Origin of the sequence: Marinomonas foliarum (assembly GCF_016906065.1) — a bacterium.
In the GTDB taxonomy this organism is placed as follows: domain Bacteria; phylum Pseudomonadota; class Gammaproteobacteria; order Pseudomonadales; family Marinomonadaceae; genus Marinomonas; species Marinomonas foliarum.
Map to the genome: position 1 here is coordinate 682338 of NZ_CP070273.1, position 20490 is coordinate 702827.

16 protein-coding genes are annotated in these 20490 nt (G+C 42.5%); 6 read left to right on the top strand and 10 right to left on the bottom strand.

The window, feature by feature from the left end; all coding sequences use genetic code 11:
* The first annotated feature begins 80 nt into the window (after positions 1 to 80).
* Positions 81 to 494 carry an acyl-CoA thioesterase gene (locus tag JSY38_RS03165; protein ID WP_205115220.1) on the top strand — a complete coding sequence of 138 codons (414 nt, stop codon included), beginning with the start codon at positions 81 to 83 and terminating at the stop codon, positions 492 to 494.
* Between the two features lie 139 nt (positions 495 to 633).
* Complete coding sequence (locus JSY38_RS03170; RefSeq protein WP_205115221.1) at positions 634 to 1704, top strand: DUF748 domain-containing protein; 1071 nt, start codon at positions 634 to 636, stop codon at positions 1702 to 1704.
* Here the strand turns inward: JSY38_RS03170 and JSY38_RS03175 are convergent.
* From JSY38_RS03175 to katG, 4 genes are all read right to left on the bottom strand, one after another.
* Positions 1701 to 2120, bottom strand: coding sequence for a GNAT family acetyltransferase (locus tag JSY38_RS03175; RefSeq protein WP_205115222.1), 420 nt, complete (start codon positions 2118 to 2120; stop codon positions 1701 to 1703). The two genes, JSY38_RS03170 and JSY38_RS03175, sit on opposite strands and share 4 nt — an antisense overlap.
* 16 nt (positions 2121 to 2136) lie before the next feature.
* Positions 2137 to 2604: a DUF2127 domain-containing protein gene (locus JSY38_RS03180; protein ID WP_114412483.1), complete on the bottom strand. Its 468-nt coding sequence runs from the start codon at positions 2602 to 2604 to the stop codon at positions 2137 to 2139.
* Between the two features lie 169 nt (positions 2605 to 2773).
* On the bottom strand, positions 2774 to 4657 hold the full coding sequence (locus JSY38_RS03185; protein WP_205115224.1) for a methyl-accepting chemotaxis protein: 1884 nt from the start codon (positions 4655 to 4657) through the stop codon (positions 2774 to 2776).
* A gap of 235 nt (positions 4658 to 4892) precedes the next feature.
* Positions 4893 to 7091: a catalase/peroxidase HPI gene (katG, locus tag JSY38_RS03190; RefSeq protein ID WP_205115226.1), complete on the bottom strand. Its 2199-nt coding sequence runs from the start codon at positions 7089 to 7091 to the stop codon at positions 4893 to 4895.
* A 345-nt stretch (positions 7092 to 7436) separates the two neighbouring features.
* Here katG and codB point away from each other — a divergent pair, with 345 nt between their 5' ends.
* The 4 genes from codB to JSY38_RS03210 all read left to right on the top strand — a co-directional run bounded on the left by codB (position 7437) and on the right by JSY38_RS03210 (position 13444).
* Positions 7437 to 8690 carry a cytosine permease gene (gene codB, locus JSY38_RS03195; RefSeq protein ID WP_114412486.1) on the top strand — a complete coding sequence of 418 codons (1254 nt, stop codon included), beginning with the start codon at positions 7437 to 7439 and terminating at the stop codon, positions 8688 to 8690.
* Positions 8690 to 9937, top strand: coding sequence for a PucR family transcriptional regulator (locus JSY38_RS03200; protein WP_205115227.1), 1248 nt, complete (start codon positions 8690 to 8692; stop codon positions 9935 to 9937). The genes codB and JSY38_RS03200 overlap by 1 nt, the downstream gene beginning before the upstream one ends.
* A gap of 7 nt (positions 9938 to 9944) precedes the next feature.
* The gene (gene codA, locus JSY38_RS03205) at positions 9945 to 11192 is read left to right on the top strand and encodes a cytosine deaminase (RefSeq protein WP_205115228.1); all 1248 of its coding nucleotides are present in this window, start codon (positions 9945 to 9947) and stop codon (positions 11190 to 11192) included.
* Between the two features lie 314 nt (positions 11193 to 11506).
* Positions 11507 to 13444 carry a methyl-accepting chemotaxis protein gene (locus JSY38_RS03210; protein WP_239544266.1) on the top strand — a complete coding sequence of 646 codons (1938 nt, stop codon included), beginning with the start codon at positions 11507 to 11509 and terminating at the stop codon, positions 13442 to 13444.
* A gap of 114 nt (positions 13445 to 13558) precedes the next feature.
* Here JSY38_RS03210 and JSY38_RS03215 read toward each other — a convergent pair whose 3' ends face one another.
* From JSY38_RS03215 to JSY38_RS03240, 6 genes are all read right to left on the bottom strand, one after another.
* Entirely contained in the window at positions 13559 to 13978 is a 420-nt protein-coding gene (locus tag JSY38_RS03215; protein WP_114413532.1) for a hypothetical protein, read from the bottom strand.
* Positions 13979 to 14106: 128 nt separating this feature from the next.
* Complete coding sequence (locus tag JSY38_RS03220) at positions 14107 to 15075, bottom strand: D-2-hydroxyacid dehydrogenase family protein (protein ID WP_205115230.1); 969 nt, start codon at positions 15073 to 15075, stop codon at positions 14107 to 14109.
* A gap of 170 nt (positions 15076 to 15245) precedes the next feature.
* Entirely contained in the window at positions 15246 to 16421 is a 1176-nt protein-coding gene (gene fadA, locus JSY38_RS03225) for an acetyl-CoA C-acyltransferase FadA (protein WP_114413530.1), read from the bottom strand.
* A gap of 27 nt (positions 16422 to 16448) precedes the next feature.
* Positions 16449 to 18599, bottom strand: coding sequence for a fatty acid oxidation complex subunit alpha FadB (gene fadB, locus JSY38_RS03230; protein ID WP_114413529.1), 2151 nt, complete (start codon positions 18597 to 18599; stop codon positions 16449 to 16451).
* Between the two features lie 119 nt (positions 18600 to 18718).
* Positions 18719 to 19648, bottom strand: coding sequence for an electron transfer flavoprotein subunit alpha/FixB family protein (locus tag JSY38_RS03235; protein WP_205115231.1), 930 nt, complete (start codon positions 19646 to 19648; stop codon positions 18719 to 18721).
* Positions 19645 to 20397, bottom strand: a complete 753-nt coding sequence (locus JSY38_RS03240) for an electron transfer flavoprotein subunit beta/FixA family protein (protein ID WP_205115232.1) — start codon at positions 20395 to 20397, stop codon at positions 19645 to 19647. Before JSY38_RS03240 ends, JSY38_RS03235 begins: the two co-directional genes overlap by 4 nt.
* Positions 20398 to 20490 lie beyond the last annotated feature (93 nt).

Genomic DNA, 20490 nt, shown 5'->3' on the forward strand with positions numbered 1-20490 from the left:
AAGTCGAGCGATTTTGTTATTTTCTTCTCGATTGAAGCATCGTAACCTTTTTCGTTCGAGCTTTTTTATAGGGAGTGACCATGCTCAACAAAACACAAATCAAAGTACGCGGCTATCACCTAGACCTTTTCCAACATGTAAACAACGCGCGATATTTAGAGTTTATAGAAGAAGGACGCTGGGCTTTCTTTGATGAATTTTTCGAACGAGATGACTGGATGAAAGAAGATTTTGTTTGGCCAGTTGTTAACATCAATATTAATTTCAAGTCGGAAGCCAATTTTGGTGACCTTCTCGAGGTACAGACCCACTATACCAAGATAGGTAATCGCAGCATAACCATGAAACAGACCATCATAAAGCTTCCAGCCAATGAGGTTGTGGTTGATGCAGATGTGACCTATGTTTGTTTCTCCAAAGCAGCTAAATCTGCCATCCCTTTTCCCGATGACATCAGACAAAAAGTCGAGCAATCTATTGCATCTTTAAAGTAGCCATAAAGCCGGACTGATTTTTGTAAAACAATGTGCGAAATAAGTGCAAAGGTCGCGTATGGATTATGGGAAAGCCTTGATTTTCATTGAGGAAATTCGCTCTGCCACTTAAGCTAAATGCTAACAAGGAGACATTAGCATGAAAGCAGAACGACTGAAAAACACTATTACGTTTCTCGTAATGATCTTAAGTATTCTGATCATATTGAGGCTGTACTTACCTTATTGGGCGCTTTATACAGTGAATCAAAAATTGTCTGATATGGGCGATTATTCGGGACACATAGAAAACGTCGACATAGATCTTTATCGAGGTGCGTATCAGCTGCACGAGCTGTCTGTTTCAAAAGTAAAAGGCACACACAAAGTGCCCTTTGTTCGTGCTGACAACATAGATATTGGATTAAGCTGGCACGCATTGTTTAAAGGCGAAATTCTTACTGATATCTCCCTAGATTCACCACAGGTCAACTTTGTCGACAGTGAAAAAGAAGATAACACCCAATCAGGCAAAGGTGGCGACTGGCAAGGCGTCGTCGAAGGGCTTATACCTATTACCATCAGTAAAATCAGCTTAAACAATGGCAACATTGCCTTTCGCAATTTCGAATCAGAACCTCCAGTTAATATTCAACTTACCGATCTTCACGCTGACGTTTCCAACCTAACCAATATCAGCGGACAAGACGGTAAACGTGTGGCGAGCTTAAACCTAGACGCAAAGTTACTTAATTCAGCCTCTTTGGAAATGAACGCAGAGTTCGATCCTTTTGTCTCTGACAATTTTAACATCGCCTTAAAAACAGAATCCGTCTCACTGCCTTTGCTCAATGATTTTGCCCGAGCCTATGCCGGGTTTGACTTTCGAGCAGGCACAGGCGAAGTGATCAGCGAACTAAAAGCAGAAAATGGAGAGTTAACAGGCTACGTAAAACCCTTATTCAAAAAAGTCGATATTCTAGATTGGCAACAAGATGCCGTAGAAGATGGTGATGGGCTATTCCAACTTTCTTGGGAAGGGTTAAGTGGCGGACTAACAGGTTTATTTACCAACAGCGATACGGACAAAGCCGCGACGATAATAGAGATCAATGGCTCACTAAATGACCCAGAAATCAGTGCCTTCGACGCGGTTTTAGAAGCATTGAAAAACGCTTTTATAGAAGCATTCGATAACAAGTTTGAAGGGCTTAAACCAAAGAGTGACTAGCTATCGTGTTCGAAGCGCTTTCCTAAGCCGACAACGTCATCATTGCCATAACCAATTGCTTTGTAAAATTCGATGACGGTTTGATTTGTATTACGGACTTGCAGATTTATTTTGGGACAGCCTTTGGCTGTGATTGATAATTCAACCTCTTTCATAATCGCCTGTCCGTAGCCTTTTCTTTGATGGTCTGGGCTAACAGCTAAATAGTTAATCCAGCCACGATGTCCTTCATAACCCCCCATTACCGTCGCAACCACGCTATTGTTTACGACTCCAACGAGAAACAAATCGGCATCTACCTTCAACTTGCGATCAATATCTTTATTAGGATCGTTCTGAGGAGCCACTAAACCACATTGATTCCATAGAGCAATCACTACTTTTCTGTCTTTTTCTTCATATGGGCGAATATTCATAACATTCAAAGACCTTCTATTTAGTCATGATCGATAATGCCTTCTCACCTCGCTTTAGGACCCAATACAAGTAAGCCACAACGATTAAATTAAACAGCAATACTGCAACGTTAACATGGCTAGGATTTTGATAAATAGCATAAAGCTCAAAGGGAATATAAAGTGAGCCACTGATGAAAGCGAACCACTCCGTCCAACGTAATTTATGCCATAAGCCATAGGCGATAACAAAGCGAAAACAGGCATACATTAGAGAGATAATTATCACTAATACATGATCTTGCTGAATGATTTTTTCAACGAAGGTTAACAGCAAATTAACATAATAGTTGTTTGGAGAGATGGGCCAGTTTTGCATTATCTGAGCCGCGAGCTGGTGTAGGTCTTGCTTAGCGATAACATTGACACTTAAGGCTAAACATAAGGCCAGTAGACCTTTTACTCCATCAACAACCGCAATTGCTTTTAAGCCTTCAAACTTCATAGGTTCGACTTTTTGATAAAAGAATCATCATACTAGAGTTGGATGACAAAAAAGTGATCGCGATATTGTTTCCTTCTTTGTTACCCGTGCTTGTAGAAAAGCAGTAATTTGCATAAAAAAGGCGAGCAAGACTAAATGTCTGGCTCGCCTTAATAGAGCTTAGAAACGGCTACACTTTAAATTTATCTAAAGATCTCGCTTGTTCTACAGTAATCTCAACCATGGTTTCACACAGGACAGATTGACCTTGTGCAGCATCAGAAACAGATTGGCTAATATCACGAATATTCGTAGTATTACGGTTAATCTCATTGGATGTTGCACTTTGCTCTTCAGCGGCGGCAGCAATTTGAATAGTCATTTCATTGATTTCAATAATGCTCTTGCGAATTGCCTCCAAAGATACCTTAGCTTGGTCTGCAACCTGCTGAGTATTATTCGCATTTTTACGACTCTCCAGAATCGCTTTTTCGGCGCCTCTTACACCCGCTTGTAACTGTTGAATCATTTTCTTAATCTGTTCGGTAGACTCTTGAGTTTTAGACGCTAAAGTTCGAACTTCATCAGCAACGACAGCAAAGCCTCGGCCTTGCTCACCTGCGCGGGCCGCTTCAATGGCAGCATTCAGAGCCAGCAAGTTAGTCTGATCAGCGATATCAGTAATAACGGTTAAGATTGACTCTATGTTGTCGCTGTAACCCACTAGCTCATTAATCGTTGTTACTACATCGCCCATTTGATGAGTCAGCTCAGCAATCGAAGTAGTCGTTCGATCAACAATGACTTCACCTTCTTTCGCAGCCACGTCGGCTTGATTTGCTCGACTTGCTGCTGTTTGCGCGTTATCAGCAACATCATGCGCAGTGGCAGACATTTCATGCATTGCTGTCGCAAGTTGATCTAGTTCATTAAGCTGAGTATAAAGTTGTTTAGAAGATTCCACAGAAGATTCAGCAGTCTTATCAGTATTCTCGCGAATATGATGAGATTGATTTTTTACTTCACCAATTAAGCGCTGCAAATAATCAATAAATTTATTAAATTCACCCGATACATGACCAAATTCATCATCACTGGTAATCGCCAGACGCTTAGTTAAATCACCTTGCCCACCATTAATTTCTTCTAACGATTCATGCAAAGCGCGAAGTGGCTGCAATAAACGAGTAACAACAAAATACAGCACGATAGAAACAAGTAAGGCTGCGATTAATGTCCCCCAAAAAGCGATCCAACCAAATTCTCGCACACTAGCGAACAATTTATCTTCATCCAATACTACACCGACATACCAATCTGAGCCGTACAAATTAGGTAATGGACTGAAAGAAACATAAACAGGAGTATTGTCGGCCAGCCGTTTCTCTATCAAGTCTGTGCTTAATGTTGGCACACCGTCCTGAAGTAAACTAGAAACCGACTTACCGTTTAAACTTGCATTAGGATGACTAATGATTTTTCCATCTTTACTCAATAAAAATGCATAGCCAGTATTATTAAAGTTAAGTGCATTTACTGACGCAGAGACTGTTTTAAGGCTGATATCACCACCAAACGCCCCTTTAAAAGTGCCTTGATCACGAAAAGTAGCAGCGGCTGATATCAAGATTTCGCCTGTTACTGAATCAGGATACGGCTCAGTTAAAATCGTTTGCTTATGCTGTTGAGCAGTACTATACCAAGGGCGTTTACGCGCATCCCAGCCAGGTGGATTCCAATTAGGATCATTGGTGATCCGACTACCATTCGTATCCAAACCACCAAACAATAATAAAAATTCTTGCTTATTAATAGGCGCATCAAATGCTTTTTGAATCGTCTCTTGGCTAAAGTCTGCGTTTACCGTTTGAGCAATAACTTCAATCAAATTTATTTTGTTTTGTAGCCAATTATCTACCTGCAAAGCCAATGCTTTACTGCTCTCTTGAGTACTAGTAGTCGTTTTTTCCAATAGCGCACTTCTTAGACTACTGTATTGCAACCACGAATACAGTGAGAATGCCAAAACAACCACGACAGATGCACTCAAAACAACCTTATGAGATACCTTCATATACCACAGCCTTAATTAAGGAGTTAAATTTAGTATTTGGATAAAAAAATCAACACCATACGGTCAGTATCATATCTATTTTTTGTAATCTTCGGTAAAAATATATTAATTGGCTATAAAACGATACTTTTTTGGTGTGTTTTTTTAACAATGTAATGAGCCCCATTAAAAAACCCCGCATTCCTTTCAGAAGCGGGGTTGGGTGTTGGTAACACCAATAAACGAAACTAAGAGATTAAGCTAGATCGAAACGATCCAACTCCATTACTTTGCTCCATGCTGCAATAAAGTCTTTCACAAAACGTTCTTGTGAATCAGAGCATGCATATACCTCGGCAATAGCACGAAGCTGAGAGTTGGAACCAAACACGAGATCCGAACGTGTTGCAGTCCATAAGATCTTACCCGTTGTACGGTCACGACCTTGGAACTCCTCCTCTTCTTCAGAAGTAGCAAACCACTTGACTCCCATATCCAATAAATTCACAAAGAAATCATTGCTTAGTGCTTCTGGTTGCTTCGTCAACACACCATGCTGAGATTGACCTACATTGGCATTTAGCACACGTAAACCACCTAACAACACGGTCATTTCTGGTGCTGAAAGAGTTAACAGCTGCGCTCGGTCTACTAACATTTCTTCAGCAGACACAGTGTATTTACCTTTTAAGTAATTACGGAAGCCATCTGCAGCAGGCTCAAGGAAAGCAAAGGATTCCACATCGGTTTGCTCTTGAGAGGCATCCGCACGACCTGGCGTAAATGGCACAGTCACATTATGACCCGCTGCTTTTGCTGCTTGTTCAACACCAACCGATCCACCCAAGACAATCAAGTCAGCAATAGAAACTTGCTTAGTGGAACTTTGGCTATTGAACTGGGTTTGAATACCTTCTAAAACAGACAATACTTTAGCAAGTTGTTCTGGCTGATTTACCGCCCAATCTTTTTGTGGCGCCAAACGAATACGAGCACCATTGGCGCCGCCACGCATATCTGAACCACGGTAAGTCGATGCAGAGGCCCAAGCCGTCGATACTAATTGAGCAACACTCAAACCAGACGCTTGGATTTGTGCTTTTAGATCGGCGATATCTTGATCATTAACTGATACATATGTTACCGCTGGAATCGGATCCTGCCACACCAACTCTTCTTGTGGCACCAAAGGCCCAAGGTATCGAGCCACTGGCCCCATATCACGGTGAGTCAATTTGTACCAAGCACGAGCAAACGCATCGGCAAGTTGGTCTGGATTTTCATAAAAACGTTTAGAAATTGGGGCGTAAATTGGATCATCACGCAATGCCAAATCGGATGTAAACATAATTGGCGCATGACGTTTAGATGAATCGTGAGCATCTGGAACAGAACCTGCCGCTGCGCCGCCTTTTGGAGTCCACTGCCAAGCGCCTGCTGGGCTCTTAGTCAATTCCCAATCGTATTCAAATAAGTTTTCGAAGTAACCGTTGTCCCAAGCAATTGGGCTCTTCGTCCACGCACCTTCAAGACCACTAGAAATCGTATCAGCACCTTTACCCGTACCCATACTGTTGTTCCAGCCAAAACCTTGCTCAGTAATACCCGCCGCTTCTGGATCAGCGCCAACTTGAGCCGCATCACCTGCACCGTGAGCTTTACCGAAAGTGTGACCACCAGCAATCAAGGCAACCGTTTCTTCGTCGTTCATCGCCATACGAGCAAAAGTGTCACGGATATCACGAGCAGAAGCTAGGGTATCTGGTTTGCCATCGGGTCCTTCTGGGTTGACATAAATGAGACCCATTTGAACGGCAGCTAACGGATCTTCAAGCTCACGATCGCCAGTGTAACGTTCGTCATCTAGCCATGTTTTCTCGGTTCCCCAGTAAATATCTTCTTCTGGTTGCCATACATCAACGCGACCACCAGCAAAACCGAACGTTTTGAAGCCCATGGATTCTAATGCACAGTTACCAGCTAAGATCATCAAGTCTGCCCAAGAGATCTTGCGGCCGTACTTTTGTTTAATAGGCCAAAGTAAACGACGCGCTTTGTCTAAGTTAACGTTATCCGGCCAGCTGTTTAATGGTGCAAAACGCTGAGTACCTGACGTCGCGCCGCCACGACCATCGGCCGTACGATAAGTACCCGCGCTGTGCCAAGCCATACGAATGAAAAATGGACCATAGTGACCGTAATCGGCAGGCCACCAATCTTGAGAGTCTGTCATCAGGGCAAACAAATCTTGGCGAAGCGCTTCAAGATCCAAACTATTAAATTCTGTGGCGTAATCAAAATCTTCGCCCATTGGGTTAGATTTTAGTGAATGCTGGTGCAAAATATTTAAATTCAACTGATTCGGCCACCAGTCTTTATTGGATGTACCACGGCCAGATGATTGGTTTGCACTTGCGGCACCGTGATTAAAAGGACATTTACCTTCGTTAGACATAACGCTCTCTCCTGCTTGCTGCTTAGAACATTTTATTTTCAGTAACGCTTGATTAACTATAGTTATAAACTTTAAAAGAGTGAGTAACTAATAAATAAAAACTAAGAAGATAATAGTCTAGTTCATCCTCTTCTTTTCCTTGCTACCAACTGGTGCACTCTAAGGGTATAAAATAAGCATCTAGAGGTTATTAAAACTAGCCATTGTGTAAACCGCCCAACCTTTTGGCAGCATTCTTAGTTATCTCGCCATAAACTAATTTAAGAAATAGCATTAACCCAGAACTGGTTCGCAAGTTGCTTGTAAAAGCCAAGGAACAAATCTCAATCATTACGGGAAACGACTATGACGCAATCAGATTATCCATTAATTGAAGTACCTCAAAATAAACGCAGAGGATTGCTGCCAATGGCAGTCATCCTGCTGGGGTTCACTTTTTTTACCGCTACCATGTGGGCTGGCGGCACATTAGGAACCGCGTTTTCATTTTCAGAATTACTCTTGGTTATTTTAGTCGGGAATTTTCTTCTTGGCCTTTACGCTTCTTGTTTAGCGTTCATTGCTTACAAAAGTGGCTTAAACAGCGTATTGATGGGGCGATTTTGCTTTGGTGAAATAGGCAGTAAGTTAGCCGATTTCATTCTTGGTTTTACGCAAATTGGTTGGTATGCATGGGGCACAGCAACACTGGCGATTGTTCTGGTTAAAATAACGGCCATCCCAGAAGCATGGCAAACGCCTTTAATGATTTTGTTCGGCATGGCTTTTTGTATTACCGCCATGATTGGCTTCCGCGGTATGGACATCTTGTCCAGAATAGCCGTACCAGCCATGCTTATTTTCATCTTAATTAGTCTTTACACAGGCTTGGTCGATGTTGGTGGTGTATCGGCTTTATTGAATATTGAACCAACACAAAGTTTAAGTTTCACGGCCGCTATCACGATTGTCATTGGCACCTTTGTTAGTGGTGCTACTCAAGCCACAAACTGGAGCCGATTTGCTAATAGCGGAAAAGTTGCCATCTGGGCCACTATGGGAGCTTTCTTTTTAGGCAATGGCCTAATGGTGTTAACTGGTGCGCTTGGTACGTTAATTTATCAACAAGCCGATATTGTAGACGTGATGCTGGCACAGGGTTTTATGGTGCTTGCAGTGCTGATGCTGTTTCTCAATATTTGGACAACTCAGGACAACACTATTTACAACTTTGCCGTTGCTGGATGTAACCTGCTGCGAACCGATAAACGTCGTGTTATCACTGTCGCTGGTGCTGCTATTGGTACCGTCATGGCTGTATTTGGAATGTATAACTTCTTAATTCCTTTTCTCGTTCTATTAGGGACTTTTATTCCGCCAATTGGTGGTGTCATCATGGCAGATTTTTGGTTACGTCATAAAGGCCAATACCCATTATTAGCCGATACTCAATTGCCCGCATTTAATTGGATTGGTCTTGGCTCTTATGCCATCGCATCCGCTGCTGCTTATACAACGCCTGTGATGCCTCCAATCGTTGGCGTCTTTGTCGCTGTATTAAGTTATGGCGTATTATCTTTGCTATCTCGTCGTCAGACTGCCACCGTTCTAGGAAATTAATGAGTATTTGTTGCGCAGACATCCCTCACCTACCAGGCCTGGAAAGCATCATCTTTCGGGCTGGTTTAACTGGAGGCCAACGAATTGTTCGTTGGCCTTATGTTGCAGAAAACGATTCAATTCAGCCTTGGGTCAGTGGCGGTGAGCTGGTTTTTGTCACGGGAATTAACCACCGTCGTAACGAGAGAAACCTCTGCCAATTAGTAAAAGAAGCAATCGCTAGCAATGTTGCTGGATTGGTTATTTTAACTGGTCAAGAGTATATCCAGCAAATCCCTAACAGTGTGTTAGAGCTTGCCAATCAATACCAACTGCCTATTTTAGAACAACCTTATAGCCTAAAAATGGTATTCGTCACTGAAGTTATCAGTAACGCTATCGTTCAAGACAACCTATTAGGAAAATCGGTTCGCCTGTTTTTAACTAAGTTAATCAATGGTTTTGATCAGGCTCCGGAATTAATACATTTGCGCGCTGGTGATTTAGGGATTAGCGATAACCACCCTTTCACCACATTGGCATTAAGAATTAATTATCTACATCCCAATACAGACACTGAAAATTATCAGTTAATGCAAGTTAACCATGAACTAGAGCTGCATTTAGGTGGCATTCTGAAACGTAGAGGAATTGAGTGGCCTGTCCTTAATTATGACAAAGACTTATTGGTTATTTGGCCTTTGAGTGAAAATGGCACATCAGAACTCTATAAGGAATTAGAACAAATCCTAGGCTTACTACAAAAACGCTTTCCGGAGCATGTTATATATATTGGAGTAAGCGAACGAAAAACAGGATTAGATAAGTTATCGGATGCCACGGAACAAGCCAGACAAGCCTTGCAGTTCGCTGTCAAACACCATCATCAACGCATTTTCTTCTACGAACAACTAGGCATTGCCCGTTTGTATGCTGCTATTCCTAATCGTGGTTTACTTGCGGAATTCTGTAAACAACACCTTGGCGAGTTATGTTTTGCTCGAGACGAAACCACCCTCGAAATGAAAAACACGCTGAACCATTACTTTAATCATTTTGGTCATTTACAACAAACGGCCGACACAATGGGACTTCACAGGAATACTCTAAGTTACCGCCTTAATAAAATAGAGCTGCGCCTAGGTTATTCTTTACAAGACTCTTTTTTACGACTCAATTTACAAAACGCACTACTTATTGAACAAGTATTGTTCCATCATCACAACATCGAAGAAAAGGCAGACATGCCTGATCTGCAACATGACTGAGGTTTTTATGCATATCATTAACGCCCGTTTACGCCAACGTCCAGAACTGTTTTCTATTTATATTGACCAAGGCCAGTTCAGTAAGATTGAAATTCAACAAGACACCTTAGCTGCATCAGAAGACACCATTGACGCCAATGGAAACCTAGTTTGTGCGCCTTTTGTTGAGCCACATATTCATCTTGATGCTGCGTTAACGGCAGGCGAACCGGAATGGAATCAAAGCGGTACTTTATTCGAAGGTATTGAGCGCTGGAGCCAACGAAAGCCAATGTTGAATGAAGCCGATATCCGACGCCGCGCGCTATCAACAATAGAATTATTAGTACAAAACGGTGTACAAGCCATTCGAACTCATGCTGATACCACAGACCCAACACTAATAGGCGTTCGCACTCTTTGTGCGCTTCGTGATGAGCTAGAAGACAAAATCGACTTACAAGTGGTGGCCTTCCCACAAGATGGCATGCTGTCTTACCCAAATGGCTTAAAGCTGATGGAAGAAGCCTTAGAAATAGGTGCCGATGTGGTCGGCGGGATTCCACATTTTGAATACACTCGTGAATTGGGTGAGAAATCAGTCAAACTCATCATTGAACTTGCCAAGAAATACGATCGCTTGATTGACGTACATTGTGATGAAATCGATGATCCAAACTCTCGATTTTTAGAGTTTCTTGCCTGCGAAGCCTTATTTCACGATATGGGCTCTAAAGTCACTGCAAGTCATACCACAGCAATGCATTCATACGACAACGCATACTGTTCGAAGCTATTTCGATTATTGAAGAACTCCGGTATTAACTTTATCTCCTGCCCAACCGAAAGCATTCACTTACAAGGTCGTTTTGATAGCTACCCGAAACGTCGCGGCGTAACGAGAGTCAAAGAGTTGCGCGAAGCCGACATTAACGTCTGTCTCGGACAAGATTCGATCTTCGATCCTTGGTATTCACTCGGTAATGGCAAGCTGCTTCGTACGTTGGACTACGCCATGCACATCTGCCAAATGATGGGATATCAGGACTACGCCCGCGCTCTGGATATGATCACAGACAACAGCGCGAAAACTATGTGCTTACAAGGTTATGGCATTGAAGTAGGCAATACAGCGAACTTTATCTTATTGGAAGGTCATGATGACTACAGCGTACTGCGCCGTCAGGGTGAAGTATTACTTTCCGTTCGCCATGGCAATATTATTATGGAGCGCAAACCCTCTCAACTAATCACTCAACCTTGGGTTACTGAATAAGTACGTAAACAATTAGCGAAAAGCAATCACGTAAAAATAGGTGGTAAGTATCTTCATACGCCACCTATTTCGACTCTTTCGAACGTTTGAAGTCAAAACAATGCCATAATGAAGAAATAAATCCATTTAGATCAAAAAGTAACCAATATTTTTTTGCGCTAATAAACATCCTTTCCTAGACTTTAATTATCTTAAAGAATGATAAAGGATTACAAATGCGCATCCACTCTATTCGCATCAAGATGATGCTACCAATCGTCTTTCTCTCAATAATTCTAATATCCCTTTTTGTTTTCATGATGCTAATGAGCAACATGCAAAAAAATAGTATGAAGCTGCAGGCTGAACACTATTTTGAAGCAATTTCAGAAGTATTAAACGCAGACAGAGATATTTACCAAGCCAGATTAGCACAGGAAAAAATGCTCGATGGTGAAGGCCCTAAAGAGGCAGACGAAGAAGATTTTAGAGATAATGCTCAACAAGTATTCGACCGTTTTCAGCTTTATAGACAGTACCTTGAAGATGAGCCAAAAGACCTCTTAACCCCCTTTGAGTCCTTTAACACGCTCTACAATGAGTGGCTTACTTCAAGTGAAAGACTCATCTCCACATCTAAAGGAAGCACTCAGTTTTCAGAGAAAATGATCAGTTTAGATAATAAATTTCTCGTTATTCGAAATATGCTCGATGAAGCAGGAGAACTACTACGAACACACATCCATAACTCCAAAGATCAAATAGGCTCCGCCGAAGAGCTTAATAATTACGTAGAGGCCATAACAGAAGTATTAAATGCAGACAGAGACTTATATCAAGCACGCTTGGCCCAACAAAAAATAATTAATCATGTAGGAAGTAGTGAAGAAAACAAGGAAGAATTTAATATAAATGCAGCCCAGGCATTAGAAAGGTTTAGAGCATACCGTGGCCATCTAATTGATGAACCGGAGCTAACACAACCTTATAGTAAATTTGATGTGCTTTTTGATGAATGGTTTGAAGAAAGCCTAGTTCATTTAAATTCTCCTGAAGCTCAAATTTCTAACAAACTCCCTCAAGAAATAATTAATGCAGACGCAAAATTTGAAGCGATTCGAAGCCTGTTAGACAAAGCTGGTGAAGCAGTAAGAAATCATTCAAGAGAGATAGAGAGCAACAACGCAAACAATATTGCCCGTAACCAAAAATTTGCCATGATAGTGACCTCTATTGCTTTTGTGATTGCTTTACTACTTGGTTACTTCATCCCACTGAAAATTACCAAAAATGTCGAAAATATGGGGCGCCGTATTAAAGAAATCGCTGAAGGTGATGGAGATTTAACGCAACGAATTGACTCTACTTCCAAAGATGAACTCGGAGACCTAGCCAAAGAGTTTGATGGTTTTGTAGAGCAACTTAGGTCAATCATTAGCAATATACATAAACAGTCCTCCGCCCTTGGCAGCATGACAACAGAGTTAAAAAACGCCTCCGACACGACCAACAATATTACTCATGCGCTGGTTAATGCCTCAACATCCATGATTAGTGCAGGGCAAGAAATGAACCTATCGAATCAACAAATGGCAGAAGTAGCAAAAGACACCGAAACAGAAGCCACTACTTCTAGCCAATTAACGGCACAAGGGATTCAAGCTGTAAATACTTCTCATAAAGCCATATCTAGTCTTATCAGTGATATTGAAGAGTCATTAAAACGAGCCGATCAGCTCGAAAAAAGCTCAGAGAATATATCATCTGTTCTTGAAGTGATTAGGAACATTGCCGAGCAGACCAACTTACTTGCGTTAAATGCCGCCATTGAAGCCGCCCGCGCTGGCGAACAAGGTCGCGGATTCGCCGTCGTTGCCGATGAAGTAAGAACCTTAGCCACTCGAACCCAGAAGAGTACAGATGAAATAGAAACCATCATTGAGCAACTTAAAATGAATGTAAAAGAGTCCTCGATTTCTACTCAAAATAGCCGTAGCAATGCTGATAACACAGCGTCAAATTTTGAAACAGTAATCACCATATTTGACTCGCTCAATACCTCATTCGAAAAAGTACAAAAAATGGCCTCGAAAACTGCGCAAGCGACTCTAGAGCAAGCGGCACTATCTGATGGAATCAACCAAAGCCTTGTCCAACTAAAAGAACAAACGGATGGCGTTAAAGATGTCTCTATTCTAATAAATGAACAGTCCACACAGATCACGGACTTGTATAAAACACTTAATAATGAAGTGGGGAACTTTAAGGTCTAGGACTACAGAAGATGAGATATTGAAAGGTAATTAAGGCTCAAATAGCCTCTTGCTCTTTAACGAAAAGGAAAACGAAAACGATTAAAGAGCAAGAGCAAGAGCAAGATGGTAAATCTATTTCTCTGTTGGACAGCTTTCCATACCTACGCGGTAAGTCGAAACAGCACCCACCCCAGCAAACTTGCGGAAAGCGTTAAAAGCATCATAGCTAGGCTTATAGCTCACAGTATAATTCATGTTTACTTGTGATCCATAATTACCACAGCAGTTAGGGCTAAAAGAAGCATCTTGGCTAATGACTTGAAAGCCTTCTAAATTATTTTCTTTACCAAAAGCAATAAGCTCGTCTGTTTTTGCTTTATATATCGCCCCAACATCTACATCACTATTAGGTGGAAGGTTTTCCATGTAAGAAAAAGACGTTATATCTTTTACATCGCATACAGGTGCTTCAGAAGTTTCTTGAGCAACGAGCAGGTTAGAAAAAAGTACGGCAGGCACAGCAACAAGCAGTGCAGATGAGAAAATCTTCATATGAAACATCCTATGTGATTTAAAATATCCATTGAAGTAATGATGACTCATTACTTCAGTTGATTAAAAATGTACCTAAACAAACAGGCCAATAACAAATGAAATGATAGCATTAATCGAGCTTAAATTTATGAAATTACTACCAAATTTTCCGCTTTACCATCAGCAAAAGCCACAACATTTTCGAAAGCAATTTTGAAGTAAATCTCATAACTGGCTTTTTCAACGTACCCAATATGCGGTGTGCAGAGCACATTTGGCAAAGACAACAAAGGCTCATTCTCAACTGTAGCAGGCTCGCTTTCAAATACATCAACAGCCGCTCGTTTACTCGGGTTAGCCAGCATTTCTGCATACAGGGCACCACTTTCGATAAGCTCAGCACGGCTAGTATTTACCAACAAAGAATCCGCTTTCATCAAGGCCAAATCCGCTTGCGTCACAATGGCTTTAGTTGCGTCATTGAGTCGCAAATGCAAAGTAATAATATCCACGGTTTGAAAAAAATCCTCCTTAGATTCAGCTGCAGAAAAGCCATGCTCCTGCGCTAACGCTCTGGAGCTTTCACTACCCCAAACCTGCACCTTCATACCAAAGGCTTTCGCATATTGCGCGATACGTTGGCCGATTTTACCGTATCCCCAAATCCCCAAAACCGATCCACTTAATACACGGCCAAGTCCTAGGGCTCCAGATTGTTGCCAATGACCTTGTGAAAATTGAGAAACATATTCGGGAATATGTCGACTTGCCGACATAATCAAGCCCCAACACAACTCGGACGGAGCAACCGGTGAACCAATACCTTCTGCCACAGCCACACCGTATTTATGGCAAAGCTTGGCATCAATATGATTACTGATTTTCCCTGTTTGGCTAATCAGCTTTAAATTGGGCAAATTAGCGAGCAAGTCTTCAGAAATAACCGTACGTTCGCGTATCAAAACCAACGCCTCAAAATCTTTTAAATTGACCACCAAATCTTCAACACTAAGAAAGGTTTCATTAAAAACATGTGCATCATGGCCCTTTAATACATCAAAGCACGCCAAGTCTTTAACGCTATTTTGATAATCATCCAATACAGCTATTTTCACAAAGCAATCCTTATTTAGTTATCGCCATTTAATAGTTCTTATCATCAGGCAAGATTATAAAAAACACCAGAGCAAAAAAAGCCCCGCACATGGCGAGGCTAAAGACAGAGATTATAATTTCAGACTAATTAAAGCCCTTAAACGATGTCACGAGCGTACTTGAACGCTATCTACACGCGTTCAAAGACAGTCGCAATCCCCTGCCCCATGCCAATACACATAGTAGCAAGGCCAACGGTTGCGTCTTTTTCACGCATCACATTTAGCAAGGTCGTTGAAATCCGCGTACCTGAACAGCCAAGCGGATGACCAAGAGCAATCGCACCACCATTCAAGTTCACTTTATCGTCAACCTGATCAAGCAAGCCAAGATCTTTCAGCACTGGAATAGACTGAGCTGCAAAGGCTTCATTTAACTCTACAATCTCGATATCTGCAATAGTCAAACCAGCACGTTTAAGCGCTTTCTTAGTCGCAGGCACAGGTCCGTAGCCCATAATCGCAGGATCACAACCCGCCACCGCCATGCTACGTACTTTGGCAATAGGCGTTAAGCCAAGTTCTTCAGCTTTTTTCGCAGACATCATCAACATAGCTGATGCACCATCAGACAAAGCTGAAGATGTTCCCGCTGTTACCGTACCGACTTTTGGCATAAACACAGGCTTCAGCCCAGCCAAAGATTCCATAGAGGTTTCTGGGCGAATCACTTCGTCCACTTCCACTAGGATCTTATTACCGTCGGCATCATGACCTTCAATAGAAACGAGTTCATTATCGAAACGGCCTTGTAACGTCGCTTCATGCGCAAGGCGATGAGAACGCACAGCAAAAGCGTCTTGGTCTTCACGGCTCACGCCATGCATTTTGCCTAACATTTCAGCTGTAACACCCATCATCATGGACGCTTTCGCCATATGTTTAGACAATGCAGGGTTAACATCTACGCCGTGCATCATATTGACGTGCCCCATGTGCTCGACACCACCAACAACAAACACATCACCTTGGCCTGTCATAATAGCTTGAGCCGCTGTATGGATCGCTGACATAGATGAGCCACATAGGCGGTTCACAGTTTGCGCCGCCGTGGTAATTGGCAAGCCAGCCAATAAAGACACTGCGCGCGCCATATTAAAACCTTGCTCAAGGGTTTGGTTTACACAACCCCAAATCAAGTCTTCTACGTCTTTCTGATCCACATTTGGGTTACGTTTGAATAATTCTTTTACTAGTGCCGCCGATAAATTTTCTGCACGTACATTTCGGAACACGCCATTTTTCGTTTTACCCATTGGTGAGCGAACAGCGTCGATAATGACGACATCATTTGGATTCAGTTTCATGGAAATTCTCCTCTAGCCTATGGGAAGTTATGCGCCGTAGTAAGTTTCGTTGTTCTTCGCCATGTCACGCATTTTTGCGGTTGGCTCGTACAACTTACCTAAGTGGCTGTATTTGTCTGCAAGATCACAAAATGCCTGCAGTCCCATTTGGTCTAAGTAGTGCAAAGCACCGCCAAGGTATGGAGGGAAACCAATACCATAAATAAGTCCCATATCCGCTTCTGCAGCAGAAGAAACAATGTTTTCCTCTAAACAGCGAACTGTTTCAATACAAAGTGGAATCATCATTCGAGCGACAATATCGTCTTCTGTTAACTCAGAATTAGACGTAATGACTGGCGCTAACAAATCATTAATTTCAGCATTGAAAATTTTCTTCGGCTTGCCCTTACGATCTGGCTCATAGGTATAAAAACCTTTGCCATTTTTCTGACCAAAACGTTCTAGTTCGAACAAACGATCTATGGCATTTTTGCCTTCATGCTTCATGCGATCTGGGAAGCCTTCAGCCATTACTTGGTCTGCATGGAATGCGGTATCCACACCTACTACGTCAAGCAAATACGCAGGCCCCATCGGCCAGCCAAATTTCTCCATGGTTTTATCAACCACTTGGAAATCCGCGCCTTCTTGCATCATCAAAGAAAAACCAGCGAAATAAGGGAACAATACGCGGTTTACCAAGAATCCAGGGCAGTCATTTACCACAACCGGTGTTTTACCCATCGCTTGGGCATAAGCAACGGTTTTAGCGATAGCCGCATCGCTGGTTTTTTCACCGCGAATAACTTCAACTAAAGGCATACGATGGACTGGGTTAAAGAAATGCATACCACAGAAATTTTCTGGGCGTTTCAGATCTTTTGCCAATTCAGTAATAGAGATGGTTGACGTGTTAGAGGTCAAAATAGCGTCATCGGCAATTTTACTTTCTACTTCAGCCAATACTGATTTTTTGATTTTGACGTTTTCAACAACGGCTTCAACCACAAGGTCAACGTGATCAAATTCGCCATAGCTCAAAGCTGGAACAATTGCGTTCATCGCTTTAAACGCTTTTTCAGTCGTTAAGCGTCCACGCTCTACTTGGCCATTGAACAGTTTATTCGCCTCACTCAAGCCTAATTCTAGGGCTTCAGGGCGGATATCTTTCATGATGATCGGTGTGCCTTTTGATGCGGATTGATAGGCAACACCACCACCCATGATGCCAGCCCCTAATACAGCGGCTTGTTTCACAGGCGTCGCATTTTTCGCGTATTTGCTTGCAGTTTTCTTAATTTGTTGATCGCTTAAAAACAAGTTAACCAAAGATTTCGCCACGGGGCCTTTGGCAAGTTTGATAAAACCTTTGATTTCTGTATCAAGGGCTTTTTCCATCTCTTGGCTAATGCCTTTTTCAATGGTTTTAATCGCCGCCATTGGCGCAGGATAATGCTTACCCGCTTTGGCACCAACGACACCGCGGACTGATTCGAAGACCATCATTTTTTCAATAGGAGTAAATATCATTGGTGCGCGTAATTCATCACGACGAGCATGATAATCTAGCTTACCATCCAACACTTGTTGAATAAGATGGCGTGCGGACTCGTTCACTTTCGCAGCAGGAACAACCGCATCAACTGCACCATCTTTAAAAGCGTCTTCACTGCGTTTCTGAGCACCACCACAAATCCATTCACAGGCATTGTCCGCACCGATCAGACGAGGAAGACGAACGGTACCACCCCAACCTGGGTAAATGCCCAGCTGAGTTTCCGGCAAACCAATTTTTGCTGTCGTGGCCATAACACGATAATCACACGCCAAAGCCAATTCCATACCGCCACCAAGCGCAATGCCATTAATAGCAGCAACTGTTGGGCAACATAAATTAGAAATGTCGTTGAAGATGTTATGAGCATGACGGAGCTTATCGCTTAAATCCTCTTCTTCAAGTTTGAACCAAGAGGTGAACTCAGTTATGTCAGCACCAACCACAAATACGTCTTTCGCACTTGCAAAAATAACCCCTTGCAAATCGTCAATGTGTTTAAGGGCATTAACGGCTTCGGCCAATTCATTCAAGGTTACACTGTTGAATTTATTAACCGACTCGCCGACCAAGTCCAGAGTGACAGTTGCCACGCTGGCATCATCGACTGCAACCTTGATTGCTTGTCCTTCGAAAATCATGCTGGTCTCCAATTATTTTTATTATGATGACGGTGGGATTTTTTCACCGTCATCTGATACTTAAACGCTGTTTGCACCTCTCTTTCAAGAAACACTAACAACATAGTTTCTACGAACAGTTATAGGCTTTTTTCTAGCTCAGGTACGGCATCAAATAAGTCTGCGACCAAGCCATAATCTGCCACTTGGAAGATAGGCGCATCTTCATCTTTGTTGATGGCAACAATCACTTTTGAATCTTTCATCCCCGCCAAATGCTGAATCGCACCAGAAATACCAACCGCGATGTACAGATCTGGAGCAACCGTTTTACCTGTTTGCCCTACTTGTAAATCGTTTGGTACAAAGCCCGCATCAACAGCAGCACGTGAAGCACCAATGGCTGCACCCAGTTTGTCAGCAATACCTTCCAACAATTTGAAATTATCGCCATTGCCCATACCTCGTCCGCCAGAGATGATCACATTAGCAGCAGTCAATTCAGGACGATCAGATTCAGCTAATTGCTCTTTCACAAAACGACTACGATCAGATGCAATTACTTGAGAAAGTACCTGGCGTTCTGCGCTGCCTCCCGTACTCGCAGCGGCATCAAAACCTGTAGCACGAACGGTCAATACTTTTACTGGATCCGTTGTTTTTACCGTCGCAATAGCGTTACCTGCGTAGATAGGACGAACAAACGTATCTGCTGATTCCACTTTGATCACATCAGATAGCTGCGCCACATTCAATAATGCGGCCACACGCGGTAGAGTATTTTTACCAGTAGTCGTTGCAGGTGCTAAAATGTGACCATAGTTTCCGGCGATTTCCACCACCAATTTAGACACATTTTCAGCCAGCTGATGTTCATAAGCAGCGTTATCAGCCACCAATACTTTGCTAACACCAGCTACTTGTGATGCTTGTTCAACAACGGTTTGGCACTCAAAGCCGACAACCAGTACATGAACATCAGCGTCAATTTGTGTGGCTGCGGTAACTGTATTTAACGTCGCAGGCTTTAGAGATTTATTATCGTGTTCTGCAATGATTAAAACGCTCATGACACCACCTTCGCTTCATTTTTAAGTTTGTCGACTAACTCAGCAACAGAGCCAACTTTAATACCACCAGCACGCTGCGGCGGTGGTGTAACGGAAACGATGCTGACATTAGACCCAACTTCCACACCTAGGTCGGCAGATGTTTTTACATCCAATGGCTTTTTCTTCGCTTTCATAATATTTGGCAGAGAAGCAAAACGAGGCTCGTTGAGACGAAGATCTGTAGTAACAACCGCTGGCAAGGTAATCGCCAAAGTTTGCAAACCACCATCAATCTCACGAGTAACTTGTGCTTCACCGTTTTCGATCACAATTTCTGACGCAAAAGTTGCTTGAGGGTAATCCAATAGCGCAGCAACCATTTGACCTGTCTGATTATTATCAGAATCGATCGCTTGCTTACCCATAATCACCAAATCAGCGGCTTCTTCTTGTGCCACCTTTGCGATTAGTTTTGCAACCGATAAAGAATCCAAGCCATCTTCGGCTTCCACCTGAATCGCGCGATCAGCACCAAGTGCCATAGCAGTACGTAGTGTTTCTTGACAAGATTTTGAACCAACGGAGACCGCAACAACTTCAGAAGCGACGCCTTTTTCTTTTAGGCGTATAGCTTCTTCCACGGCAATTTCACAGAAAGGGTTCATGGACATTTTGACATTGGTAAGATCGACCGCTGATTGGTCGGATTTGACGCGAACTTTGACGTTGTAGTCGATGACTCGCTTTACAGATACTAAGATTTTCATAAGCCCCTCGTATTTATTTTTCAATCCTGTTTGATGCATTCAACCAAGGATATTTTTTTGGTCGAGATCATGCAGATATTCCTTATCAATAGA